Source organism: Streptomyces sp. CNQ085 (assembly GCF_022614595.1).
Taxonomy (GTDB): domain Bacteria; phylum Actinomycetota; class Actinomycetes; order Streptomycetales; family Streptomycetaceae; genus Streptomyces.
This window is the reverse complement of record NZ_JAJFAU010000072.1, coordinates 1-23,420: the sequence shown is the minus strand read 5'-3', so window position 1 is coordinate 23,420 and position 23,420 is coordinate 1. Positions and strand designations below refer to the sequence as shown.

The 23,420-nt window shown below is 74.2% G+C and carries 20 protein-coding genes and 4 pseudogenes; 20 read left to right on the top strand and 4 right to left on the bottom strand.

What is annotated here, in order from left to right:
- A partial coding sequence (locus tag LJ221_RS13895) for an 8-amino-7-oxononanoate synthase (RefSeq protein WP_241716837.1) occupies positions 1-857 on the bottom strand: 857 nt, incomplete at its 3' end.
- A gap of 149 nt (positions 858-1,006) precedes the next feature.
- On the opposite strand from LJ221_RS13895, the gene bioB reads away from it, so the two are divergent.
- From bioB to LJ221_RS13840, 11 genes and pseudogenes are all read left to right on the top strand, one after another.
- A complete protein-coding gene (bioB, locus tag LJ221_RS13890; RefSeq protein ID WP_241716835.1) occupies positions 1,007-2,230 on the top strand; it encodes a biotin synthase BioB in 1,224 nt (407 codons plus the stop codon).
- Positions 2,223-3,569, top strand: coding sequence for an adenosylmethionine--8-amino-7-oxononanoate transaminase (locus tag LJ221_RS13885; protein ID WP_241716833.1), 1,347 nt, complete (start codon positions 2,223-2,225; stop codon positions 3,567-3,569). The genes bioB and LJ221_RS13885 overlap by 8 nt, the downstream gene beginning before the upstream one ends.
- Before the next feature lie 73 nt (positions 3,570-3,642).
- Positions 3,643-4,377: a dethiobiotin synthase gene (gene bioD / locus LJ221_RS13880; protein ID WP_241716831.1), complete on the top strand. Its 735-nt coding sequence runs from the start codon at positions 3,643-3,645 to the stop codon at positions 4,375-4,377.
- Positions 4,356-5,051: pseudogene (locus LJ221_RS13875) on the top strand (class I SAM-dependent methyltransferase). The gene bioD and the pseudogene LJ221_RS13875 overlap by 22 nt, the downstream one beginning before the upstream one ends.
- A gap of 168 nt (positions 5,052-5,219) precedes the next feature.
- Positions 5,220-5,999: an ABC transporter ATP-binding protein gene (locus LJ221_RS13870; RefSeq protein WP_241716830.1), complete on the top strand. Its 780-nt coding sequence runs from the start codon at positions 5,220-5,222 to the stop codon at positions 5,997-5,999.
- 306 nt (positions 6,000-6,305) lie between these two features.
- Positions 6,306-7,685: a hemolysin family protein gene (locus LJ221_RS13865; RefSeq protein WP_241716828.1), complete on the top strand. Its 1,380-nt coding sequence runs from the start codon at positions 6,306-6,308 to the stop codon at positions 7,683-7,685.
- A complete protein-coding gene (locus LJ221_RS13860) occupies positions 7,682-8,689 on the top strand; it encodes a hemolysin family protein (RefSeq protein ID WP_241716826.1) in 1,008 nt (335 codons plus the stop codon). The genes LJ221_RS13865 and LJ221_RS13860 overlap by 4 nt, the downstream gene beginning before the upstream one ends.
- An 82-nt stretch (positions 8,690-8,771) precedes the next feature.
- Positions 8,772-9,623, top strand: a complete 852-nt coding sequence (locus LJ221_RS13855) for an SGNH/GDSL hydrolase family protein (protein ID WP_241716824.1) — start codon at positions 8,772-8,774, stop codon at positions 9,621-9,623.
- Positions 9,624-9,634: 11 nt separating this feature from the next.
- A complete protein-coding gene (gene purB, locus LJ221_RS13850) occupies positions 9,635-11,065 on the top strand; it encodes an adenylosuccinate lyase (RefSeq protein ID WP_241716822.1) in 1,431 nt (476 codons plus the stop codon).
- A 123-nt stretch (positions 11,066-11,188) separates the two neighbouring features.
- Positions 11,189-11,734 (top strand): G/U mismatch-specific DNA glycosylase, encoded by a 546-nt coding sequence (gene mug / locus LJ221_RS13845; RefSeq protein WP_241716841.1) that lies wholly within the window; start codon positions 11,189-11,191, stop codon positions 11,732-11,734.
- 106 nt (positions 11,735-11,840) lie between these two features.
- The gene (locus LJ221_RS13840; RefSeq protein WP_241716820.1) at positions 11,841-12,995 is read left to right on the top strand and encodes an ROK family protein; all 1,155 of its coding nucleotides are present in this window, start codon (positions 11,841-11,843) and stop codon (positions 12,993-12,995) included.
- Positions 12,996-13,046: 51 nt separating this feature from the next.
- On the opposite strand, the gene LJ221_RS13835 is transcribed toward LJ221_RS13840, so the two are convergent.
- Positions 13,047-13,790 (bottom strand): GntR family transcriptional regulator, encoded by a 744-nt coding sequence (locus LJ221_RS13835; RefSeq protein ID WP_241716818.1) that lies wholly within the window; start codon positions 13,788-13,790, stop codon positions 13,047-13,049.
- 67 nt (positions 13,791-13,857) lie between these two features.
- Here LJ221_RS13835 and LJ221_RS23725 point away from each other — a divergent pair.
- The 7 genes and pseudogenes from LJ221_RS23725 to LJ221_RS13805 all read left to right on the top strand — a co-directional run.
- Positions 13,858-14,091, top strand: a pseudogene (locus LJ221_RS23725) (hypothetical protein); the annotation flags it as partial.
- 73 nt (positions 14,092-14,164) lie between these two features.
- Positions 14,165-14,269, top strand: a pseudogene (locus LJ221_RS13825) (SDR family oxidoreductase); the annotation flags it as partial.
- A 204-nt stretch (positions 14,270-14,473) separates the two neighbouring features.
- A complete protein-coding gene (locus LJ221_RS13820) occupies positions 14,474-16,060 on the top strand; it encodes an alkaline phosphatase (RefSeq protein ID WP_241716816.1) in 1,587 nt (528 codons plus the stop codon).
- A 41-nt stretch (positions 16,061-16,101) separates the two neighbouring features.
- A complete protein-coding gene (locus tag LJ221_RS13815; RefSeq protein ID WP_241716814.1) occupies positions 16,102-16,281 on the top strand; it encodes a hypothetical protein in 180 nt (59 codons plus the stop codon).
- Positions 16,282-16,289: 8 nt separating this feature from the next.
- Positions 16,290-16,361 (top strand): annotated as a pseudogene (locus LJ221_RS23965) (DUF1990 domain-containing protein); the annotation flags it as partial.
- Positions 16,362-16,396: 35 nt separating this feature from the next.
- Entirely contained in the window at positions 16,397-16,681 is a 285-nt protein-coding gene (locus tag LJ221_RS23720) for a DUF1990 family protein (RefSeq protein WP_241716813.1), read from the top strand.
- A 92-nt stretch (positions 16,682-16,773) separates the two neighbouring features.
- On the top strand, positions 16,774-18,273 hold the full coding sequence (locus tag LJ221_RS13805; protein WP_241716811.1) for a GNAT family N-acetyltransferase: 1,500 nt from the start codon (positions 16,774-16,776) through the stop codon (positions 18,271-18,273).
- Here LJ221_RS13805 and LJ221_RS13800 read toward each other — a convergent pair.
- Positions 18,221-19,492, bottom strand: a complete 1,272-nt coding sequence (locus LJ221_RS13800; RefSeq protein WP_241716809.1) for a PLP-dependent aspartate aminotransferase family protein — start codon at positions 19,490-19,492, stop codon at positions 18,221-18,223. The genes LJ221_RS13805 and LJ221_RS13800 overlap by 53 nt on opposite strands.
- 59 nt (positions 19,493-19,551) lie before the next feature.
- Here LJ221_RS13800 and LJ221_RS13795 point away from each other — a divergent pair, with 59 nt between their 5' ends.
- Both LJ221_RS13795 and LJ221_RS13790 read left to right on the top strand, forming a co-directional pair.
- The gene (locus LJ221_RS13795) at positions 19,552-20,034 is read left to right on the top strand and encodes an Lrp/AsnC family transcriptional regulator (RefSeq protein ID WP_241716807.1); all 483 of its coding nucleotides are present in this window, start codon (positions 19,552-19,554) and stop codon (positions 20,032-20,034) included.
- Positions 20,035-20,190: 156 nt separating this feature from the next.
- Complete coding sequence (locus LJ221_RS13790) at positions 20,191-21,867, top strand: DUF885 domain-containing protein (protein ID WP_241716839.1); 1,677 nt, start codon at positions 20,191-20,193, stop codon at positions 21,865-21,867.
- A gap of 307 nt (positions 21,868-22,174) precedes the next feature.
- Here the strand turns inward: LJ221_RS13790 and LJ221_RS13785 are convergent.
- On the bottom strand, positions 22,175-23,420 hold a 1,246-nt coding region (locus LJ221_RS13785; RefSeq protein WP_302852003.1), incomplete at its 5' end, for an SbcC/MukB-like Walker B domain-containing protein.

Below are 23,420 nucleotides of genomic sequence, written 5' to 3'. Positions count from 1 at the left end.
GCCCGCAGCAGCCGCAGCGCGGCGAGCGCGGCGCCGGCGGCGGCCGGGGCCAGGCCGGTGTCGAAGACGAAGGTGCGGGCGGTGTTGACCAGGTGGTCGATCACCCGGGCCGGGCCGAGAACGGCACCGCCCTGGCTGCCGAGCGACTTCGACAGCGTGGCGGTGGCCACCACGTCCGGGACCCCCGCCAGTCCCGCCGCGTGGAGGGCGCCCCGGCCGCCGTCGCCCAGGACGCCCAGGCCGTGCGCGTCGTCCGCCAGCAGCGCGGCCCCGTGACCGCGGCAGACGACGGCCAGCTCGGCCAGCGGCGCGGCGTCGCCGTCGACGGAGAAGACGGTGTCGGTGACGGCCACGGCCCGGCCGGGGAAGCCGCCGAGCGCCTTGCCCACGGCCCCGGGGTCGGAGTGCGGGACGACCGCGGTCTCCGCCCGGGACAGCCGGCAGCCGTCGATCAGGGATGCGTGGTTGGCGGCGTCGGAGACCACCAGCGTGCCCCGGCCGGTCAGGGCAGTGACCGCGGCGAGGTTGGCCGCGTAGCCGGAGGAGAACACCAGGGCGGCCTCGAAGCCGCAGAAGCCGGCGAGCTCCGCCTCCAGTTCGGTGTGCAGTTCGGTGGTGCCGGTGACCAGGCGGGAGCCGGTGGCGCCCGCGCCCCAGCGGCGGGCGGCGGCCGAGGCGGCGGCGACGACCTCCGGGTGACGGGCCAGGCCCAGGTAGTCGTTGCCGGCGAGGTCGAGCGGCCCCGAGCCGGCGGGCCGGGGGCGCAGGGAGCGCACCAGGCCCGCGCGGCGGCGCAGTTCGGCGTGCTCGTCGATCCAGTCGAACGGGTCCGGGGTACTGCGGTGCTCCTGCGGCATGGCGGGCCGTCCTCGCCTTCTGTCGGTTCCGCCCAAAGGTAGCGGCGGACAGACCTGTACAGGGTGTGGCGGTACACACACCTTCCGCACGCCCGGTTGTGGGGGTTCGTCCTTGGCCGCGGGCGGGCGCGTAGGCGAGGATCAACGCCATGGACCTGCTGAAGACGCTGGTGGACAAGGGGCTGCGGCGCGAGCTGCCCACGCGTGACGAGGCGCTGGCCGTACTGGCCACCTCCGACGACGAACTACTCGATGTGGTGACCGCGGCCGGGAGGGTGCGGCGCCAGTGGTTCGGTCGGCGGGTGAAGCTCAACTACCTGGTCAACCTGAAGTCCGGGCTGTGCCCGGAGGACTGCTCGTACTGCTCGCAGCGGCTGGGGTCGAAGGCCGACATCCTCAAGTACACCTGGCTGGGGCCCCATGAGGCCGCGGCGGCGGCCGGCGCGGGCGTGGCCGGGGGCGCCAAACGGGTGTGTCTGGTGGCCAGCGGGCGCGGTCCCACGGACCGGGACGTGGACCGGGTCTCGAAGACCATCGCCGCCATCAAGGAGCAGAACGAGGGCGTGGAGGTGTGCGCCTGCCTCGGCCTGCTCTCCGGCGGCCAGGCCGAGCGGCTGCGCGAGGCTGGCGCGGACGCCTACAACCACAACCTCAACACCTCCGAGGCGACCTACGGGGAGATCACCACCACCCACACCTACGCCGACCGCGTGGAGACGGTCCAGCAGGCGCAGGCGGCCGGGCTGTCGGCCTGCTCGGGGCTGATCGCGGGCATGGGCGAGTCGGACGAGGATCTGGTGGACGTGGTCTTCTCACTGCGCGAACTGGACCCGGACTCGGTGCCGGTGAACTTCCTCATCCCCTTCGAGGGGACCCCGCTGGCGAAGGAGTGGAACCTCACGCCGCAGCGCTGCCTGCGCATCCTGGCGATGGTCCGCTTCGTCTGCCCCGATGTGGAGGTCCGGCTGGCGGGCGGACGCGAGGTGCACCTGCGGTCGATGCAGCCGCTGGCCCTGCATCTGGCCAACTCCGTCTTCCTGGGCGACTACCTCACCAGCGAGGGCCAGGCGGGCAGGGCCGACCTGGAGATGATCGCCGACGCCGGTTTCGAGGTGGAGGATGCCGGGGAGCGGACGCTGCCGGAACACCGGGCCGACGCGCTCGCCGCGTCCGGCGGGGGCTGCGGGCCCTGCGGCGGCGCCGGGGACGGCGGGAGCGATGCGGCCGACACGGACGGACCGGCCCCGGACGCGGCCGGGGAGGCGGAGGTCGCCGGAGGCGCGGCCGCCGCGGCGGACCCCGGACGGGCCCGCACCGATCTGGTGGCGGTACGGCGACGGGGCGCGGGCACGGAGCTGCCGCCCAATGCCTGACGCCAAGGCCCCGCTCCCCCTCCCCGCACCCGCACCCGCATCCGGCATCCCGCCCGAGGAGCTGGCCGAGCTCGACCGCCGCCACGTCTGGCACCCCTACGGTCCGATGCCCGGCCGCTCCGAGCCGCTGGTCGTCTCCTCCGCCTCCGGGGTCCGGCTGCGGCTGGCGCGGCCGGCCTGGGGCAACGTAGAGCTGGTCGACGGGATGTCGTCTTGGTGGTCGGCCATCCACGGCTACAACCACCCGGTGCTCAACGACGCGGCGGGCGCCCAGCTGGAGCGGATGAGCCATGTGATGTTCGGCGGGCTCACCCACGAGCCCGCCGTGCGGCTGGCCAAGCGGCTGGTGGACATCACCCCCGAGGGGCTGGAGCACGTCTTCCTCGCCGACTCCGGTTCGGTGTCGGTCGAGGTCGCCGTCAAGATGTGCCTGCAGTACTGGCGCTCGCTGGGGCGGCCGGACAAGCGGCGGTTGCTGACCTGGCGCGGCGGCTATCACGGGGACACCTGGCAGCCGATGTCGGTGTGCGACCCCGAGGGCGGCATGCACCACCTTTGGTCCGGGACGCTGCCCGAGCAGGTCTTCGCGGACGCCCCGCCGGGCGGCTTCGACGCCGGCCCCGACCCGGCCTACGAGGCGCACCTGAGGGAGGTGGTCGCCTCCCACGCCGGTGAGCTGGCCGCGGTGATCGTGGAGCCCGTGGTGCAGGGCGCGGGCGGGATGCGCTTCCACTCCCCCGCCTATCCACGGGTGCTGCGCGAGGTCTGCGACGAGCACGGCGTGCTGCTGGTGTTCGACGAGATCGCCACCGGCTTCGGCCGCACCGGCTCCCTGTTCGCGGCCGGTCACGCGGGGGTGGTCCCCGATGTGATGTGCGTGGGCAAGGCTCTGACCGGCGGTTACCTGACGATGGCCGCGGCTTTGTGCACCACGCGGGTGGCGGAGGGCATCTCGCGCGGTGAGGTGCCGGTGCTGGCCCACGGCCCCACCTTCATGGGCAACCCGCTGGCGGCGGCGGTCGCGGGGGCCTCCCTGGATCTGCTGCTCGCCCAGGACTGGGCGGGCGAGGTGAGGCGGATCGAGGCCGGGCTGCGCGACGGTCTCGCCGGAGCCGCCGCGCTGACGGGGGTGCGGGACGTGCGTGTGCTGGGGGCGATCGGGGTGGTCCAGCTCGACCACGAGGTGGACGTGGCGGCGGCCACCGAGGCGGCGGTACGCGCGGGCGTGTGGCTGCGGCCGTTCCGCGACCTGGTGTACACGATGCCCCCTTACGTCACCGGCGACGAGGACGTGGCGCGGATCGCGGACGCGGTGTGCGCGGCGGCGCGAGCGGGCTGAGAAGACCGAACAGGCCGGGGCGGGAACGGGCCGGGATCGTCCCGGCGTACGGAGGAACGAGGAGAGGCGCGAGATGTCGGTGCTGGTCGTCACCGGGACGGGCACGGAGGTCGGCAAGACCGTGGCCACTGCGGCGCTGGCCGCCGCGGCGGTGGCGGCGGGCCGCTCGGTGGCCGTGCTCAAACCCGCGCAGACCGGGGTGGCCGAAGGCGAGCCGGGGGACGCGGCCGAGGTACGGCGCCTGGCGGGCGCGGACGTGACCGCCGTGGAACTGGCCCGCTACCCCGAACCACTGGCCCCCGAGACGGCGGCGCGGCGCGCCCGCCTGCCCCGGGTACGTCCCGAGGCTGTGGCGGAGACGGCGCGGGCGCTGGAGAAGGAGCACGACCTGGTGCTGGTCGAGGGCGCGGGCGGGCTGCTGGTGCGCTTCGACGACCAGGGGGCGACCCTCGCCGACGCCGCGCGGCTGCTGGACGCCCCGGTGCTGGTGGTCGCCGCGGCCGGGCTGGGCACCCTGAACGCGACGGCGCTGACGGCCGAGGCGCTGCGCTCCCGGGACCTGGAGTGCGCCGGGGTGGTGGTCGGCAGCTGGCCGCGTGAGCCCGATCTCGCGGCCCGCTGCAATCTGGCGGACCTCCCGGTGGCGGCGGGCGCGCCGCTGGCGGGGCTGCTGCCGCAGGGTTCGGGCTCACTGGAGCCGCCGGTGTTCCGCAGGCGTGCGGCGGGATGGCTCTCCCCGCGGCTGGGCGGCTCCTGGAAGGACGGCGCCGGGCTCGCGGGAGGAGAATGGGAGACCGCGCCGAGGTGACCGCACCTTCCGGAGGACTCTCATGGCTCCTCACCGCAGGCCCGCGACCGACACGAGGCACCGTGCGCCACCCCGTCTTCGCGCGCTGCTACGCCCGCCTCGCCCCGGCGGTGGACGAGCGGGCCGGGATCGGCGCACACCGCGCCGATCCGCTGACGGGGCTGTCCGGCCGGGTGGTCGAGGTCGGGGCGGGCAGCGGCCTGAACTTCGGCCGCTACCCGGCCGCCGTGCGCGAGGCGGTGAAGCCGGAGCCGCTGCTGCGGCGGGCGGCGCGGGACGCCGCGGCGCGCGCCGCCGTCCCCGTCCGGGTGGTCCCCGGCGGGGCGGAGGATCTCCCGCTGGACAGCGGGGGAGTCGACGCGGCCGTGGTGTCGCTGATGCCTCGGTGCGCGAGCCCGACCGAGCCCTGACCGAGATCCACCGGGTGCTGCGGCCAGCTGTGCTTCTACGAGCACGTCCGGGCCGACGGCGCCGCCATGGCCCTCCTCCGGCGGACGCTGGACCGCACCGTGTGGCCGCGCCTGTTCGGCGGCTGTCACACCGCGCGCGACACCGTGGCCGCGATCGGGACGGCGGGCTTCACCGAGATGTCCCCGCGGCGGCTGCGGGTGCCGGAGAAGGGGCTGCCGACGCCGGTGTCGGCGCACGTCCTGGGCAGTGCGCGGCGGCCCTGAGGCGGCCGGGACCGCCGAACGGCGAACGGCGGAGACCAGCGGAGGCGGCGAACGGCGGGGGTGCCGGGGCGGTCCCGCACCGCCTCGTGGATGGATGGCACCGCACCGGGTACGGACCTGTCAGTCCCGGCTCCTGGGAGGAGCCGTCCGTCCGAGGCGGGAGGCGCGGTGTCCACTGACGCGGAGAAGGCGAGCGAGATGCCGGAGGCGGGGCGGCCCGCCGCCCGGGCCCGAGCGCTGACCAAGACCTACGGCAGTGGCGAGACGGCCGTGGTGGCGCTGGACTCGGTGGACATCGACATCGCCGGAGGCCGGTTCACCGCGGTGATGGGCCCCTCCGGCTCGGGCAAGTCGACGCTGATGTACTGCCTGGCCGGGCTGGACACCGTCACCGGGGGGAGGGTATGGGTCGGCGGCACCGATATCACCGGGCTGGGAGACGCGGAGCTGACACGGCTGCGGCGGGAAGAGATCGGCTTCGTGTTCCAGTCCTTCAACCTGCTGCCCACCCTGACGGCTCTGGAGAACATCACGCTGCCCATGGACATCGGCGGCCGCGGGCCGGACCGACGGTGGCTGGACACGGTGATCGACACACTCCGGTTGCGGGACCGTATCGGCCACCGGCCCGCCCAGCTCTCCGGCGGCCAGCAGCAGCGGGTGGCGTGCGCCCGCGCACTGGCCTCCCGCCCGAGGCTGGTCTTCGCCGACGAGCCGACCGGGAACCTCGACTCGCGCTCCGGGCTGGAACTGCTGGACTTCCTGCGCCGGGCGGTCGACGACCTGGGGCAGACGGTGGTGATGGTGACCCACGACCCGGGCGCCGCGGCCCACGCCGACCGAGTGCTCTTCCTGGCCGACGGGCGGATCGTCGACGAGATGCCGCAGCCCACCGCCGAGGCGGTCCTGGAAAGGATGAAGCGGTTCGACCCCGTACGGCAGTACTGACCCCCCGACCCACCTTGCCCCACCGGGCTGACGGGCGCGGCCCGGCGGCTTCACCGGTGACTCCCGGGGAGGGTTTGGTGGCTCGCATACGATGGACTGCCCATCGCGCGTTCGTGCCGTGTACCGCGGCCGCCGTCCCCACGGCGCGCGCTCCGTAGCGACATCCCAGAGAAAGGTGTGTGAGCGTCCGCCCATGGGCGAGCCTCCCAGTAGTGCCGGCAGCAGAGCCGGCAGTGGCACCGGCCGCGGACCCGGCCGTCGAGCAGCTCTCTCCGTCCCGCCGGACCAGGGGACGGAGGTGACCCGGTGACCGAAGTGCTCCTCCTGTTCCTGGCACTGCTGCTGACCCTCGCCTGTGCCGTGTTCGTCGCGGCGGAGTTCTCGCTCACCACCGTCGAGCGCGGAGATCTGGAACGGGCCGTCGAGCGCGGCGAGCCGGGCGCCGACAGCGCGCTGAAGGCGGTGCGGTCCCTCACCTTCCAGCTCTCCGGCGCCCAGCTCGGCATCACCGTGACCGGCCTGATCATCGGCATGCTCTCCGAGCCCTCGACCGCGCGGCTGCTGGCCGGCCCGCTGCGGGCGGCCGGACTGCCCGCCTCGGCGGCGTCCTCGGTGGCGCTGGTGGCGGGTACCGTGCTGTCCACGGTGGTGCTGATGGTCGTCGGCGAACTGGTACCGAAGAACTGGGCGATCTCCCGGCCGCTGCCGGTCGCCCGCCGGGTCGGCGCCCTGCAGCGTGGCTTCAGCGCCGCTTTCCGGCCCCTGATCACTCATCTGAACAACACCGCCAACCGAGTCCTCCACCGGCTCGGCCTTGAACCCACCGAGGAGCTGGCCTCGGCCCGCTCCCCGCAGGAACTGGTCGCGCTCGCGCGCCACTCGGCGAAGGAGGGCGCCCTGGAGGCGGACACCGCCGAACTGTTCGTCCGCACCATCCGGCTCTCCGAGCTGACCGCGCAGAGCGTGATGACGCCGCGTGTCCAGGTCACCGCGCTGGAGGAGCACACCACCGCGGAGGACGTGGTCAACGCCGCTCGGGCGACGGGCCTGTCCCGCTTCCCCGTCTACCGCGGCAACCTCGACACCGTCGTCGGCGTCGCGCACGTCAAGGACGTGATCGCCGTTCCCGCCGGCCGCCGTACCGGCTGCCCGGTCACCGGGCTGCTGCGCGAACCGTTGCTGGTGCCGGAGTCGCTCACCGTGGACCGGCTGCTGGACCGGCTGTCGGGCAGGCAGGGGAGGAACAGCATGGCGGTGGTGATCGACGAGTACGGCGGCACCGCCGGGGTCGTCACGCTGGAGGACATCATCGAGGAGGTCGTGGGCGAGGTCCGCGACGAGCACGACCCGCTCCAGACCCCCGATCTGGTTCCGGCGGGCACGGACGAGGAGGGCCGTACCGTCTACGACGCGGACGGCGCGGCCCGCACCGACCGGCTGGAGGAGATCGGCCTGCGTGCCCCCGACGGCCCCTACGAGACCCTGGCCGGGCTGATCGCCACCGAGCTGGGCCGTATTCCGGTCGTGGGCGACGTCCTGGAGGTCGCCGGATGGCGACTGGAGGTCGTGGACGCCACCGGACGGCGGGCCGCCGGGGTACGGCTGACCGCTCCGCCCGAACCCGGTGGCGGGGAGGACCACGGCGGCGTCCGGGTCGGCGCCCGGAGCGGGGAGGCCGGCCGATGACCGCCGTCCAACTGCTGATCGGCCTGCTGACCCTGGTCGCCAACGCCTTCTTCGTGGGGGCGGAGTTCGCGATGATCTCGGTGCGCCGCAGTCAGGTCGAACCGCTGGCCGAGCGCGGTGAGAAACGGGCGCGCGGTGTGGTGTGGGGCCTGGAGCACGTCTCGGCCCTGATGGCCACCGCCCAGCTGGGCATCACCCTGTGCACGCTGGTGCTGGGCGTGGTCGCCGAGCCCGCGATCGCGCATCTGCTGGAACCGGTGTTCCACCTCGCGGGTGTGCCGGAGGGCCTGATCCATCCGATCGCCTTCGTGATCGCGCTGGCGGTGGCGACGTATCTGCACATGCTGCTCGGCGAGATGGTCCCGAAGAACATCGCGTTGGCGGCGCCCGAGCGCGCTGCCCTGCTGCTGGGACCGCCGCTGGTCGGCCTCACCCGGGCCCTGCGGCCGGTGATCTTCGGCATCAACACCCTGGCCAACGGCCTGCTGAAGCTGCTGCGGGTGGATCCCAAGGACGAGGTCTCGGCGACCTACTCCGACGACGAGCTGGCCCGTCTGGTGGCCGACTCCAGCGAGGCCGGGCTGCTGGACGAGCGGGCGACGGAGCGGCTGCGTGACGCGCTGGAGCTGGGCCGCCGCCCGGTCGAGGAGGTCGTGCGGCCCACCGACCACGTCGTCTTCGCCCCGCTCGGCGTCACCCCCGAGGGGCTGGAGCAGCTCTCCGCGCGCAGTGGGTTCTCCCGCTTCCCCGTGGTGGACGGCCGGGGCAGGGCGCTGGGCTATCTGCACGTCAAGGACGCGCTCGACGCCGTGCACCGTGACGCTCCGTTCCCCGTCCCGGCGCTGCGGCCGATCGCCCGGGTTCGGGCGACGACACCGCTGGACGACGTACTGGGAGCGATGCGCGGCAGCGCCACCCACCTGGCGGCGGTGATCGGCTCGGACGGGCGTGCGGTCGGGCTGGTCACCATGGAGGACGTGCTGCGCGAGCTGGTGGGCCGCTGACGACGGCGGGCGGGGCGTGCCGCGAGAGGGGCTGTACCACGAGAAGGTACGTACCGAGCGGTCGATTACCATGTGTCGCGCCATGGACAGTGCAACTGACTCGCCCGCCCCGCCCGCCATCACCAGCTTCGTCGCCCTGGGGGACTCCTTCACCGAGGGTATGTCGGACCTGCTGCCGGACGGCAGCTACCGCGGCTGGGCGGACCTCCTCGCCGCCCGTCTCGCCGCGCGCGCCGACGGCTTCCGCTACGCCAACCTGGCGGTGCGCGGCAAGCTGATCCAGCAGATCGCCGAGGAGCAGGTGGACGTGGCCGCCGCCATGAACGCGGATCTCGTGACACTGGTCGGCGGCCTCAACGACGTACTGCGCCCGAAGTGCGACATGGGCCGGGTGTGCGGCCTGCTGGAGGAGTCGGTCGCCAAGCTAGCGCCCGGCTGCCGCCATCTGGTGCTGATGCGCAGCCCCGGGCGGCGCGGGCCTGTGCTGGAGCGTTACCGGGCACGTATGGAGCACCTCTTCGACTTCATCGACGGTCTCGCCGAGCGGTACGGCGCCCTGGTGGTGGACCTGTACGGCTGTGACGCGCTGGGCGACCCGCGGATGTGGGCCGACGACCGGCTGCATCTGGCCGCCGAGGGGCACCGGCGGGTGGCCGAGGCCGTCTGGCAACGGCTGGGGCATGAGGCCGGGGCCAACTGGCACGCGGCCCTGCCGCCCGCCGTCCTGCCCGGCTGGTACGCGCGCCGCGTCGCCGACCTGCGCTTCACCCGCCGCCATCTGCTCCCGTGGGTCGGCCGGCGGCTGACCGGGCGCTCCTCGGGGGACGGGCTGACACCCAAGCGGCCCGGTCTGGCGCCGCTGGACCCGGCCGTGGACCGGGGCCGGTGCTCCGCCCCCGACCTGGCGCCGCTGGCCTGCGACGACACCCCGTAGAATCCCCGGGTGTGACTGACAAGCCGCGCATCCCGAACGTCCTGGCCGGCCGCTACGCCTCCGCGGAGCTGGCCCGACTGTGGTCCCCCGAGCACAAGGTGGTACTGGAGCGACGGCTGTGGCTCGCCGTGCTGCGGGCCCAGAAGGACCTGGGCGTCGAGGTGCCGGAGCAGGCCCTGGCCGACTACGAGCGGGGACTCGAGGACGTCGATCTCGCCTCGATCGCCGAGCGGGAGAGGGTCACGCGCCACGACGTGAAGGCGCGGATCGAGGAGTTCAACGCGCTGGCCGGGCACGAGCACGTGCACAAGGGCATGACCTCCCGGGATCTGACCGAGAACGTCGAGCAGCTCCAGGTCCGGCTGTCGCTGGAGCTGGTGCGCGACCGCACGGTGGCCGCGCTGGTGCGGCTGGGCCGGATCGCGGCCGAGCACTCCGAGCTGGTGATGGCGGGGCGCTCGCACAACGTCGCCGCGCAGGCCACGACGCTGGGCAAGCGCTTCGCGACCGCCGCCGACGAACTGCTGGTGGCGTACGCGCGGCTGGAGGAGCTGCTGGCTCGCTACCCGCTGCGCGGCGTCAAGGGGCCGGTGGGCACCTCCCAGGACATGCTGGACCTGCTGGGCGGGGACGGGAGCAGGCTGGCCGAGCTGGAGGAGCGGATCGCCGCCCACCTCGGCTTCGGCCACACCTTCACCTCCGTCGGCCAGGTCTATCCGCGCTCGCTGGACTACGAGGTGGTGACCGCGCTGGTCCAGCTGGCCGCGGCGCCCTCCTCCCTGGCCAAGACCATCCGGCTGATGGCCGGGCACGAGCTGGTGACCGAGGGCTTCAAGCCGGGTCAGGTCGGCTCCTCGGCGATGCCGCACAAGATGAACACCCGCTCCTGCGAGCGCGTGGGCGGTTTCGCCGTCATCCTGCGCGGCTACGCCTCGATGGTCGGCGAGCTCGCGGGCGACCAGTGGAACGAGGGGGACGTCTCCTGCTCGGTGGTGCGCCGCGTCGCGTTGCCGGACGCCTTCTTCGCCCTCGACGGCCTGCTGGAGACCTTCCTGACGGTCCTGGACGAGTTCGGCGCGTTCCCCGCGGTCGTCGCCCGCGAGCTGGACCGCTATCTGCCGTTCCTGGCCACCACCAAGGTGCTGATGGGCGCGGTGCGGGCCGGAGTCGGCCGGGAGACGGCCCACGAGGCCATCAAGGAACACGCGGTGGCCTCGGCGCTGGCGCTGCGCGAGGGGGCCGAACGCAACGAGCTGCTGGACCGGCTGGCCGACGACGAGCGCATCCCGCTGGACCGGGAGCGGCTGGACGCCCTGCTGGCCGACCGGCTGTCCTTCACCGGTGCGGCCGCCGACCAGGTCGCCTCGGTGGTGACCCGGATCGAGAAGGTCGCGGCGCACCACCCGGAAGCCGCCTCCTACGTCCCGGGCGCGATCCTCTGACCGTCTCCCCGACTGCCTGGGGTCCTTCCGGGAAGGAGAGCCCCCGAAGAACTGCCAGGGAGGGCCATGACCAGGAGGACCGCGTCCGGCCGGACTCCCCGCGAACAGACGTCCGGCACGGGGATGACCGGGGACGACATGGAGGCGTTGCGCGCCCGCACCGTTCCGGACGTGGTCGCCGAGGGGCTGCACGTGCTGTTCTGCGGTATCAACCCCGGTCTGACGACCGCCCGGCTGGGCCACCACTTCGCCCATCCGGGCAATCGCTTCTGGCCGGTGCTGCACGCCTCCGGCTTCACCCCCCGGCGGCTGAAGCCCTCGGAGCAGCGCGAGCTGCTGTCGTACGGCCTGGGCATCACCAACATCTCGCCCCGGCCCACCGCCCGTGCCGACGAGCTGACGCCCGAGGAGTACCGCGCGGGCGGGCGCGTGCTGGCCGAGAAGGTGGCGCGGCTGCGTCCCGAGTGGCTCGCGGTGGTCGGTGTGACCGCCTACCGGGCCGCCTTCGGGGACCGGAAGGCCCGGACAGGCCCTCAGGGGGCGGCGATCGGCGGCACCCGGGTGTGGGTGCTGCCCAACCCCAGTGGGCTCAACGCCCACTGGACGCTGGAGACGATGGCACAGGAGTACGGCCGGCTGCGCGCCGCCGCGCTAGACGGCCCGTCCTGATGGTCGGCCGCACCCGCCCTCCCGGGGCGTCTCCCCCGGCTCTCGCCCCCCGCTCGCTCACCGGATACGATCCGGCCACACATGCGCACTTCCCAGGAGGCGGACGTTGGGGCGGCTCACCGGCAGGGATCCCTCCCTGTTGCGCAGGATCAACTCCGCCGTCGTCCTGCGCGCGCTGCGCGCCGCCGACGGCCCACCGACGCTGTCCGATCTGGCCCAGGCCGCGGAGCTGTCCCGGCCGACGGTCGAGGGGGTGATGGAACAGCTGGTGGAGGCCGGCCTGGCGGCCGAGGCCGCCCTCGGAGCCGGTGACGTCCGACGGCAGGGGCGGCCCGCGCGCCGCTACCGCTTCCGGGCCGAAGCCGGTCATCTGCTCGGCATCGAGATCGGCCCGCACCGGGTGGCCGCCGTCCTCTCCGACCTGCGCGGACGGCGGCTGGGCACGGTCGGGCGCGCGGTCTCCGAACAGGCCACGGCCGACGAGCGGCTGGAGGGGGTACGTGCGGTGGTCGCCGAACTGCTGCGCACCTGCGAGGTGCCGCGCAGCACCCTGCGCGCGGTGGGCGTGGGCAGTCCGGGGATCGTGGAGGCCGACGGCATGGTGCGGCTGTGCACGGCGCTGCCGGGCTGGACCGGCCTGCCGCTGGGCGAGCGGCTGCGGCGGTCGTTCCGCTGCCCGGTGCTGGTGGAGAACGACGCCAACGCCGCCGCGCTGGCCGAGCACTGGAAGGGCGCGGCCACCGGGGTCGACGACACGGTGTTCGTCCTGGCCGGGCTGAGCCCGGGCGCCGGCTCGCTGATCGGCGGCCGGCTGCACCGGGGTTTCGGCGGCGCGGCCGGGGAGATCGGCGCCCTGCACCTGCTGGGGCGGGAGGCCACCCCCGAGCACCTGCTGTCCACCACCGGCGAGCCCCTGCACCCGTTGGACGAGGCGGCGGTGGCACAGGTCTTCGCGCTGGCGCGCGAGGGTGACGAGCGGGCGCGGCAGGCCGTCGAGCGTTTCATACGGCGCCTGGTGCACGATGTGGCCGCGCTGGTGCTGGCCCTGGATCCGGAGCTGGTGGTGGTGGGCGGCTGGGCCACCGGTCTGGACGGGGTGCTGGACCCGCTCCGCCGCGAGCTGGAGCGCTACTGCCTCCGTCCGCCGCGGGTCGGGCTGTCCCTGCTCGGCGGGGAGGCCATCGCGACCGGTGCGCTGCGGCTGGCCCTCGACCACATCGAGAAGGAACTGTTCACCGTGGAGGGCACCGTGGCCCGCTGACGCGCTGTTGTCCGCTGACGTGCCGTCGCCGCCGGGAAGACGACGCGCGGTTCAGCTCGCCAGCAGCGAGACGCCCGCGAAGTCGCCGAAGGTGAGACGACAGGTGTCGGCCCGGTAGGTGGAGAGCGCGACCGCGGCGGTGCCGCCCCCGGCGAGGTAGCCGGTGGTGACGACGAGGACGGGCGCGCCGGGAAGCCGGTCGAGTCGCCTGGCGTCCTCCGCCCGGGCGGAGCCCAGTTCCACCGCCCGCTCCTGACCGCCCGGTTCGAGGCGGTTGAGCTCGCGGAGGACGGCGCGGCCCCAGGCGGCTCCCGTCTCGGTCCCGATACCGGGCAGCCCGGGCACCGATGCGGCCGGTACGTACAGCGTCTCGGTGGCGACTGCCTGACCGTGCGCCATACGGACACGGTGGACGGCGTATACCCCCTGGCCCGCGTCCGTTCCAAGCGTCCTGGCCACCGTGGCGGGCGGTACGGTCTCCTGGCAGTCCTCGGTCTGCCAGGCGTCGCCCGGGGCGCCGGGCCAGCCGTGCCGGGCGGGGTTCACGTCGACGCCGACACGCGGCGGGGCGACGGTGGTACCGACCCCGCGGCGGCGCTGGAGGCGCCCTTCCAGCTCCAGTTGCTCCAGGGCCTGGCGCAGCGTGGCGCGGGCGACACCGAAGCGCGCGGCCAGCTCCCTCTCGTTCGGCAGGATCTCCCCCACCGCGAACTCCGAGTCGAGCGCCTCCGACAACACGGTCTTGAGGTGCCGGTACTTCGGTTCCGGCATCGTCTCCAGTCGCATGGTCCCCACCCTTGCCTCCGCAGCCGCCGTATCCCGCCGGGATTTATGCGCGCTTCTTTTTTAAAGGTTGTTGCGTATGCCGACTCTAAGGAGCGGCGGTCCATTTGGTCAAGACCAATCCGGCCCGCTGGCGTGCCGGGCCGGGAAGGCCGCGGCCGGCGGGAAGCGGCCGCGTGGACGACGGGGAACCGGCAGGGAACCGAGAAGAAGGCGACTGAGAGCGAGGGCGGGCATGAAGCAGCGGGTAACGGTCGTCACCGGCGGCAGCCGCGGTATCGGGGCGGCGGTCGCCCGGCGGCTGGCGCGGTCCGGACACCACGTCGCGGTCGGCTACCAGCACTCGCACGAGGCGGCCGAGGAGACAGCCCTGGCGCAAGGCCGAGGTGACCCCGATGGGCCTTCCCGGGGAGCCGGAGGAGGTCGCGGGCGCGGTCGCCTGGCTGATGTCCCCGGAGGCGTCCTACACCACCGGGGCCGTGCTGCGGGTGAGCGGCGGGCTGTGGAGACGCGCCGGTGCGGGCTCCGCGGGGCCCGCACCGGTGAGGGGCGGTCAGGTACCGGGGCCGGATACCGCCGCGTTCACCCGGAACGGGTCCACGCGCGCCGGTCCGGTTCCCCGCCGTTCGCCTCACGAGGCCACCATGACCGGCCGTACGACCCGATCCATCCGATACTCAGGAGGTTGTTCGCCCATGGCACACCAGGACTCACCGGAGCGGGCCGCACCCGCACGGCGGTCGGTTCTGCGCGGCACGCTGGCGGCCTCGGCGGCGCTGTCCCTGCCGGCCGCCGCGCTGGGGCAGGCCGCGCCCGCGCTGGCGCTGTCGGGGCGGCCGCGGGCCGGCTGGGGAGTACAGACCGGGGATGTGACGGCCACGTCCGGGCTGGTCTGGGTACGCTCGGACCGCCCGGCCCGGATGCTGGTGGAGACCTCCGCCACGGAGTCCTTCCGCAACCCGCGCCGCTGGTACGGCCCCCTCCTCGGGCCGGACACGGACTTCACCGGGACGACCGCGCTGCACGGGCTGCCGCCGGGCCGACAGATCCACTACCGGGTGGTGCTGGCCGACCCCGAGGACCCCCGCCGCACCGGCGAGCCGGTGCGGGGCACCTTCCGCACCGCTCCCGCGCGGCGCCGGGACGGAGTGCGCTTCGTGTGGTCGGGCGACCTGGCCGGACAGGGCTGGGGCATCAACCCCGACCGCGGCGGCTATCCGGTCTTCGACGAGATGGCCCGGCTGGACCCGGACTTCTTCCTCTTCAGCGGCGACACCGTCTATGCCGACGGACCGCTGACCGAGACCGTGGCGCTGCCCGGCGGCGGCACCTGGCGCAACGTGGTCACCGAGGAGAAGGCGAAGGTCGCCGAGACCCTCGACGAGTACCGGGGCAACTTCCGCTACAACCTCATGGCCGAGTCGCTGCGGCGCTTCAACGCGCAGGTACCCTCGATCGTGCAGTGGGACGACCACGAGGTGGTCAACAACTGGTACCCCGGCGAGATCCTCGCCGACGCCCGCTACACCGAGCGGCGGGTGGACGTGCTGGCGGCCCGGGCTCGGCGGGCGTTCGGCGAGTACTTCCCCCTCTCCGCCCCCCGCCGCGACCGCGAGGGGCGGATCTACCGGGTGGTGCGCCACGGTCCGCTGCTGGACGTGTTCGTGCTGGACATGCGCACGTACCGGAACGCCAACTCCTCCGGCCTCCAGCCCCGTGACCCGCAGGGCGTGCTGGGCACGGAGCAACTGGCTTGGCTCAAGCGGGAGCTGGCGCGCTCACGTGCGGTGTGGAAGGTGATCGCCTCGGACATGCCGCTGGGGCTGGTCGTCTCCGACGGCGCGGACGTCGAGGCGGTCGCGCAGGGCGACCCGGGTGCGCCTCTGGGGCGCGAGCTGCAGATCGCCGAGCTGCTGCGTTTCGTCCGCGACCGGCGGATCACCGGCACGGTGTGGCTGACCGCGGACGTGCACCACACCTCGGCCCAGAACTACGACCCGGTGCGGGCGTCGTTCAAGGGCTTCGCGCCGTTCTGGGAGTTCGTCACCGGGCCGCTGAACGCCGGAGCCTTCCCGGCGAGCGCGCTGGACGGCACGTTCGGTCCTGAGCGGGTCTTCGTCAAGGCGCCGGAGCGCGGCAACGTTCCACCGAGCGAGGGTTACCAGTTCTACGGCCAGGTGGACATCGACGGCGGCAGCGGCGAACTGACGGTTCGGCTGCGCGAGGAGGGCGGTGCGGTGCTGTTCACCAAGGTGCTGCGCCCCGGCCTGGTGGGGCAGTAGACGACCGGGCGCCCATGAGCGCGGCGCAGTGCGCTGTGCCCATGGACACCGACGACGAGCGCACGGACGACCCCGCGGCCGGCCTGACGCACACCGGGGCGGGCGCCACCCGCGAGGGCGACCTGTCCGGTCACCCGCCGGGCTTCGGGCGGCTGCGGGTGCGCACCCGCCCCGGCACGGGCCGGGAGGTCTTCCGGTCCGCGGGGGAGGGCCCTAACTGACCTGGCGGATGCACCGGGCCATGGGTGTGGAGATGACCACCGCCTCTCCCCGCGCCGAGCCCGGGGGGCGCGCGGTGATGGGCCCGGGCACCGGAGGACTGATGATCCACGCGCCGTGCCGGGTGGTGCGGACGGCGAGCGGGCTTCGGCCGCGGGACGCTGCCGGGGCGTCCCGGAGCGCGGCGAGGAGGCGTTCGTCGTTGAGCCGGACGACGACGGGGCGGTCTGGCTGGAGGTGCGGGCCTTCAGCCGCCCCGAGGTGTGGTGGGCGCGGGTCGCCGGGTCGCGCGTCTTGCTCTTCCAGCGGCTGTACGCCCGGCGGTGCGCAGCGGTGCCGCGGCGGCTCTCCAGCGCTCCCCGCGGCCTCCCGCACGTGACGGAGCACCCGGCGGGAACATAACCCGCAAAAAGGGCATGATTCCCAGAAGGCCCTTAACCCATCGGTCACAGACCGTTCGTGATCGCGCAACACCCGTCGGCGAGAGTGGCCGCATGACCGATTCCTCCGCACACCGCGCAGACCGCCGCACCGCTCGGCGCGCCAACCGTCGCACGGCCTCCGGCCCGCACCACTGGCGGCACGACCTCGTCGAGCTGGCGGCGCTGTTCACGGCCGTGACCGTGGCCGACAGCATCGCCAAGACGGTGGCACACGGGCCCGACGGACCCGTGCTGCTGGTCCTGTCGGCCGCCGCCCTGCTGGCTACGGCCGGGATCCACACCTGGTGGGCGCGGCGGCGGCACCACCCGCCGGATCCCGGCGGCGGCCCGGCGGGCGAGGCCCGTACGGCCCCCGCGGGTTCGGCGGCCCCCGCGGGTTCGGCGACCGCCTCGCAGGAGCCGCCGGTGCTGTGGCGGCTGCGCACCACCGTGCGGGAGGAGCCCGGGTCGCTCGCCGCGCTGTGCACCGTTCTGGCGGAGCTGCGGGTGGACGTCATCGGCCTCCAGACACATCCGCTGGGCGAGGTGACGGTGGACGAGTTCCTGCTCAGGGCGCCCCGCGCACTGGAGGCCGCCGAGCTGAGCCGGGCGGCGGCCGCGGCGGGCGGGCGGGACACCTGGCTGGAGCGGGCCGACGCCCACGATCTGGTGGACACCCCCACCCGGGTGCTGGGCCTGGCCACCCGCACCGCACTGGACAGCGCCGAGCTCCCGCTCGCGCTGCGCCAGTTGCTCGGCCGCTGCACCATCCGCTCGGTGCCCTCCCGGACGGCGGGCGAAAAGCTCGACGGGGAGCCGCTCGGGGAGGAGGTCCCCGAGGACGGCGTGCTGGAGGGGGCGATGATCCGGATGCGCGATCCGCGCGGCGGGACGATCGTCGTGGAGCGCCCCCACCTGCCCTTCACCCCCACCGAGTTCGCCCGGGCCCGCGCCCTGGTGGAGCTGGACGCCCGGCTGGACGCCCAGCCGACCTCCCATGCGGCCGGAGCGGCGGAGCCGGGCCCCGCCGAGAGGCCGGCGGGCCGGATGCCGCGCCGCCGCGAGACGCTCACGCTCCCGGAGGGGAACGAGATCACCGTGCGGCGGGCGGACACGTGTGATCTGGAGGCCGCGCGCGCGATGCACCGGCGCTGCTCGGCGCGTACCCTGGCCGCGCGCTACCACGGCCCGGTCAGGGACGCCGACCGCTATCTGGACCACCTGCTCAGCCCGCGTTTCGGCCGCACCCTGGCGGCCGAGACGGCGTCGGGGAAGCTGGTGGCGCTCGGCCATCTGATGTGGGACGGCGACGAGACGGAGGTGGCCCTCCTCGTCGAGGACGTCTGGCAGCGCCGCGGCATCGGCGCCGAACTGCTGCGCCGCCTGGTGGCGATGGCCGCCGAGGCGCGGTGCGAGAGTGTCTACGCCGTGACGCAGTCGCACAACACCGGCATGGTGGCGGCCATGCGGGGCCTGGGGCTGCCGCTGGACTACCAGGTCGAGGAGGGCACGTTGGTGATCACCGCCCGGCTCGTCCCGGTTCCGGCAGCCGCCGAGACGGGACCGCGCTGACACCCGCGGCACCCACTTCGGCGCTTCCGGCGCGGCGGTTGGCCCCGCTCCCGGCCCTCCGGGCGGAACCGAGCGCCGCGTCGAGGTCGTTCCACAGGTCCTCGACGTCCTCCAGGCCGACCGACATCCGCAGCAGCCTCTCGCCGATCCCTCCGGTGCGGCGGTCGTCCTCGCGGACGATGCGGTGGCTGATGGACCCGGGGTGCTGGATGAGGGTGTCCACGCTGCCGAGGCTGACCGCCGGGGTGATCAGCCGCACTCCCCCGATCACCTCGTGCGGCTCCCCCTTCACCTCGAAGGAGACCATGGCGCCGCCCAGCCTCGGGTAGTGCACCCGGTCGATCCGCGGGTCGTCCGCCAGGCGCCGGGCCAGCTCCGCGGCCGTGGCCGACTGTGCCCGCACCCGCACCGGCAGCGTGGACAGGCCGCGCAGCAGCAGATAGCCGGCGAGCGGGTGGAGCACGCCGCCGGTGGCGAAGCGCACCTTCCTCAGCTCGCGGGCCGTCTCCTCGTCGCAGGCGACGACGCCGCCGAGCACGTCGCCGTGGCCGCCCAGGTACTTGGTGGCACTGTGCAGCACGATGCGGGCGCCGTGCTCGACCGGCCGCTGCAGCACGGGGGTGGCGAAGGTGTTGTCCACCAGCAGCGGCACGGAACCGCAGGAGTGCGCCACGGCCTTCAGGTCGATTTCGGCCAGAGTGGGATTGGCCGGTGTCTCCACCATCACCAGGCCGGTGTCGGGGCGTACGGCGTCGGCGATGCCCGCCGGGTCGGTCCAGGTCACCTCGGTTCCCAGCAGCCCGCTGTTGAGCAGGTGGTCGCTGCAGCCGTACAGCGGCCGGACCGCGACGACGTGCCGCAGCCCCTGGGCCGCGCGCACCAGGAGCACGGCGGTCAGGGCCGCCATGCCGCTGGCGAAGGCGACGCCCGCCTCGGCGCCCTCCAGCCGGGCCAGGGCCGTCTCGAAGCGTGCCACGGTGGGGTTGTCGAGCCGGGCGTAGACCGGCGGCCCCTGGAGTTGGGCGCCGGTGGCGGCGAACTCGTCCAGCCGGGCGGCCTCGGCCCGGCTGTCGTGGGAGGGGTAGGTGGTGGACAGGTCCAGGGGTGCGGCGTGCAGGCCGAGGGCCGCGAGGTCCTCGCGTCCGGCGTGCACGGCCTCGGTGGCCAGCGTTCGGGTGACGGCCGGCGGTGTCGTGTCCATGCTGTCCTGGTGGGTCATGTTGCGATGCTGAACAATTACCGGCTCGCAGTGGAGATCAGCCGTGCTATGTTCGGCGGATGTCCGACTCAGTCGTTCTAGACCCGGTCGATCTGGAGATTCTGCGCCTTCTGCAGAACGACGCCCGGACCACCTACCGTGATCTCGCCGCCGCCGTCGGCGTAGCCCCTTCGACCTGTCTGGACCGAGTGGCGCGACTGCGCCGCGGCGGGGTGATCCTCGGCCATGCGCTACGACTGGATCCGGCCAAGCTCGGAAGGCCTCTGGAAGCCTTTCTCTCGGTCCAGGTCCGGCCCCACAGAAGAGAGTTGATCGGACCGTTCGTGGAACGCGTCCGAGCGCTGCCGGAATCGCGGGCGCTGTTCCACCTGACCGGCCCCGACGACTACCTCGTCCATGTCGCGGTAGCCGGGACCGCCGATCTGCAGCGGCTGGTGCTGGACGAGTTCACCTCGCGCCGGGAGGTCGCCCGGGTCGAGACACGGCTGATCTTCCAGCAGTGGACGTGCGGCCCGGTGCTACCGCCCGAGCGGCCGGGCTGACCGCGGCGGACCCGGCGGCCGACCCGGTCCCGCGGCGTCGGCGACCGGTCCCGGCGGGTCCCCCCGTGACGCGGCGGGCGCCGCCGTACCAGGATGAGGCCCATGTCCGATGTCAAGAACACCTCGCCCGAGCTCCGGTCCGGCACCACACCAGGCATGGCGCTCCTGCCCCGCCGGATCGCCGACGCCTATGTCGACGACCTGGTCGCACTCGACCCGGTCCTCGGCACCTACCTCGGTCTCCCCGGCGGCACCGAGGAGCTGCCCGACTTCTCTCCCGACGGCCAGGAGGCCCAGGCCGCCCTGGGGCGCGCCGCCCTGGGGCGGCTCGCCGAGGCCGAGCGGCGGCCTGGCGGGGGCGGCGGCGCCGAGCGACGCTGTGCGCGCCTGCTGCGTGAGCGCCTGACCGCGGAACTCGCCGTACACGAGGCGGGCGAGGGACTGCGCGCCGTCAGCAACCTCCACTCCCCCGTGCACGCGGTGCGCAGCGTGTTCACGCTCATGCCGACCGCGACCGGAGAGGACTGGGCGGCCGTCGCCCGGCGGATGGCTGCCGTGCCGACTGCCCTGGAGGGCTACCGGGCCTCCCTGGCCAAGGGCCTGGCCGGCGGGCTTCCGGCCGGTCCGCGCCAGGTGGACACCGTGATCGGGCAGCTCGGTCAGTGGCTGGGCGAGGGCGGCGGCGCGGACTGGTTCGCCTCCTTCGCCGCCGGTGGCCCCGACTCCCTGCGTGCCGAGCTGGACAGGGGCGCCGCCGCTGCCGCCGGCGCGGTGGCCGGCCTGCGCGACTGGCTGCGCGACACCTACGCCCCGGCCGTCCACGGCGCGCCGGACACCGTGGGCCGCGAGCGGTACCGGCGGTGGGCTCGCTACTGGAACGGCACCGACCTGGACCTGGCGGAGGCGTACGCCTACGGCTGGGAGGAGTATCACCGCATCCACGCCGAGATGCGCTCGGAAGCCGAGAAGGTCCTGCCCGGCGCCGCGACACCGTGGAAGGCACTGCGTCGCCTCGACACGCACGGCCGGGCGATCGAGGGCGTGGAGGAGACCCGGGTGTGGCTCCAGGAGCTGATGGACGAGGCGATCGAGAAGCTGGACGGTACGCATTTCGACCTGGCCGGGCCGGTCCGGCGGGTGGAGTCCATGATCGCCCCGCCGGGCAGCGCCGCCGCTCCGTACTACACCGAGCCGTCGCTGGACTTCTCCCGGCCGGGCCGCACCTGGCTGCCGGCGATGGGGCGGACCCGCTTCCCCCTGTACGAACTGGTCACCACCTGGTACCACGAGGGTGTCCCCGGCCACCACCTCCAGCTCGCCCAGTGGACGTACGTCGCCGACCGGCTCTCGCGCTACCAGACGTCGGTGGGGATGGTCAGCGCCAACGCCGAGGGCTGGGCGCTGTACGCGGAGCGGCTGATGGACGAACTCGGCTTCCTGCACGACGCGGAACTGCGGCTGGGTTATCTGGACGCGCAGATGATGCGCTCCATCCGGGTCATCGTGGACATCGGCATGCACCTGGGGCTGGAGATCCCGGCCCACTCCCGCTTCCACCCCGGCGAGCGATGGACACCGCGGCTGGCTCAGGAGTTCTTCGGCGCGCACAGCGGCCTGCCCGCCGACCACGTCGAGAGCGAGCTGGTGCGGTACCTGGGCATGCCGGGCCAGGCGATCGGCTACAAGCTGGGCGAACGCGCCTGGCTGAAGGGACGGGAGGCCGCCCGTACGGCGCACGGCGACGCCTTCGACGCCAGGAGGTGGCACATGGACGCGCTGTCACTGGGCTCGCTGGGCCTGGACGACCTGGTGGCGGAGCTCTCCGCGCTCTGAGCCGCACCCGCCGGCTCCGTATGGCGCCGTGGAGTTCCGTAGGGAGCCCCGCGGGGCTCGCGGACATCAACCGTGCGCCCCGCGGGAGCGGCCGCCCGGCTGCCACCCTCCCGACACGTCGCCGCCGTACGGGGCGGGTTCGCGGAAGCCGTGGTGGACCGGTGGACCCGGTGCCCGGCGGCCCGCCGGCGTCAGCGGCCGAAGCCACCGTCGGAGGTGATGACCTGGCCGGTGATCCGGGCCGCCTCGTCGGTGACGAGCCAGACGACCAACGGCCCGTGATCCTCCCGGCGCGCCACGGTGGTTGTCACCCTGTTTTCGGCACCCGGTGGCGGACAGCGGAGCCGGACCGGGTCTTGACCACCTCCAGCTGCGCCGGTACGCGGCGGCGCAGATCGGCGACGTGGCTGACAATGCCGACGCTCCGGTCGCGTTCGCGTAGGGAGTCCAGGACGTCCAGCACCTCGTCGAGGGTCTGGTCGTCCAGGCTGCCGAACCCCTCGTCGATGAAGAGGGTGTCCAGGCTCAGTCCGCCCGCCTCCTCGGCGACGACGTCGGCGAGGCCGAGGGCGAGGGCGAGGGAGGCGAAGAAGGACTCGCCGCCGGAGAGCGTGGCGGTGTCGCGCTCGTTGCCCGTCCAGGCGTCGATCACGTGCAGGCCGAGCCCGGACCGGCCGCGGCCGAAGGCGCGCGCGTCGGAGTGGACGAGGGTGTAGCGGCCCGCGGACATGTGCGCCAGGCGGGTGCCGGCCGCGGCGGCGACCTGTTCCAGCCGGGCTGCCAGCACGTAGGACTCCAGCCGCATCCGGTGCTCGTTCTCCGCCGACGTGCCGGCGGTGAGGGCCGCCAGTCGGGCGACGCGGTCGTACCGCTCGCGCAGCGGGGCGAGTTCCCGGGCGTCGGCCAGGGCGCGGGCGGAGAGCCGGTCGAGCTGCTCGCAGCGGGTGCGGGCCCCGGCGTGGGCGGCGGAGGTCTCGTTCAGCCGCGCCACGGCCGACGCCGCCGCGGCCTCGGCGGTACCGGCCGCACCGGCCTCCTCGGGATCCGCCGGTGTGAGGTCCGCCAGTTCGGGGGCGGCCAGCTCCGCCGCGACGGCCGCCTCCTCGGCCTGCCGGTCGTCGATGCGGCGTTGCAGCAGACGCTGCTCGTCACCGGTGAGCCGGGCGGCCGCGGCGGCCCGTGGGGTGTCGAACCCGGCGTGCCAGACGGCGTCCGCGAGCTGGGCGTCGGCTTCCTTCAGCCGCGTCGCGGCGGCCTCGGCGGCGGCCGCGGTCCCGGCGGCTTCGGCCAGCAGCCCTGCCAGGCGCTCCAGTTCGGCCGCCCGGTGGGCGACAGAGGGGGCGTCGCCCCTGGCGCGGGCCACCTGCTCCTCCAGCCCGGTTCGCTCCCCCAGCAGCGCCTCGCGCCGGGAGACGCGGGATGCCGTGCGCCGTTCGGCCTCCCGCCGGGCGGCGAGACGGGCGTCGTGCTCGCGGACGGCACGCTCCAGGGCGGCGCGGGCGTCCTGCGCGCCGGCCGCCGCCCGCCGGGCGGCGGCGTGATCGGCCTCCAGC

Coding starts and splice junctions, on each gene's coding strand:
- bioB (WP_241716835.1), top strand. CDS start 1,007: ATGGACCTGCTGAAGACGCTGGTGGACAAGGGGCTGCGGCGCGAGCTG.
- LJ221_RS13885 (WP_241716833.1), top strand. CDS start 2,223: ATGCCTGACGCCAAGGCCCCGCTCCCCCTCCCCGCACCCGCACCCGCA.
- bioD (WP_241716831.1), top strand. CDS start 3,643: ATGTCGGTGCTGGTCGTCACCGGGACGGGCACGGAGGTCGGCAAGACC.
- LJ221_RS13860 (WP_241716826.1), top strand. CDS start 7,682: ATGACCGCCGTCCAACTGCTGATCGGCCTGCTGACCCTGGTCGCCAAC.
- LJ221_RS13855 (WP_241716824.1), top strand. CDS start 8,772: ATGGACAGTGCAACTGACTCGCCCGCCCCGCCCGCCATCACCAGCTTC.
- mug (WP_241716841.1), top strand. CDS start 11,189: ATGACCGGGGACGACATGGAGGCGTTGCGCGCCCGCACCGTTCCGGAC.
- LJ221_RS13820 (WP_241716816.1), top strand. CDS start 14,474: ATGGCACACCAGGACTCACCGGAGCGGGCCGCACCCGCACGGCGGTCG.
- LJ221_RS13815 (WP_241716814.1), top strand. CDS start 16,102: ATGGACACCGACGACGAGCGCACGGACGACCCCGCGGCCGGCCTGACG.
- LJ221_RS13805 (WP_241716811.1), top strand. CDS start 16,774: ATGACCGATTCCTCCGCACACCGCGCAGACCGCCGCACCGCTCGGCGC.
- LJ221_RS13800 (WP_241716809.1), bottom strand. CDS start 19,492: ATGACCCACCAGGACAGCATGGACACGACACCGCCGGCCGTCACCCGA.
- LJ221_RS13795 (WP_241716807.1), top strand. CDS start 19,552: ATGTCCGACTCAGTCGTTCTAGACCCGGTCGATCTGGAGATTCTGCGC.
- LJ221_RS13790 (WP_241716839.1), top strand. CDS start 20,191: ATGGCGCTCCTGCCCCGCCGGATCGCCGACGCCTATGTCGACGACCTG.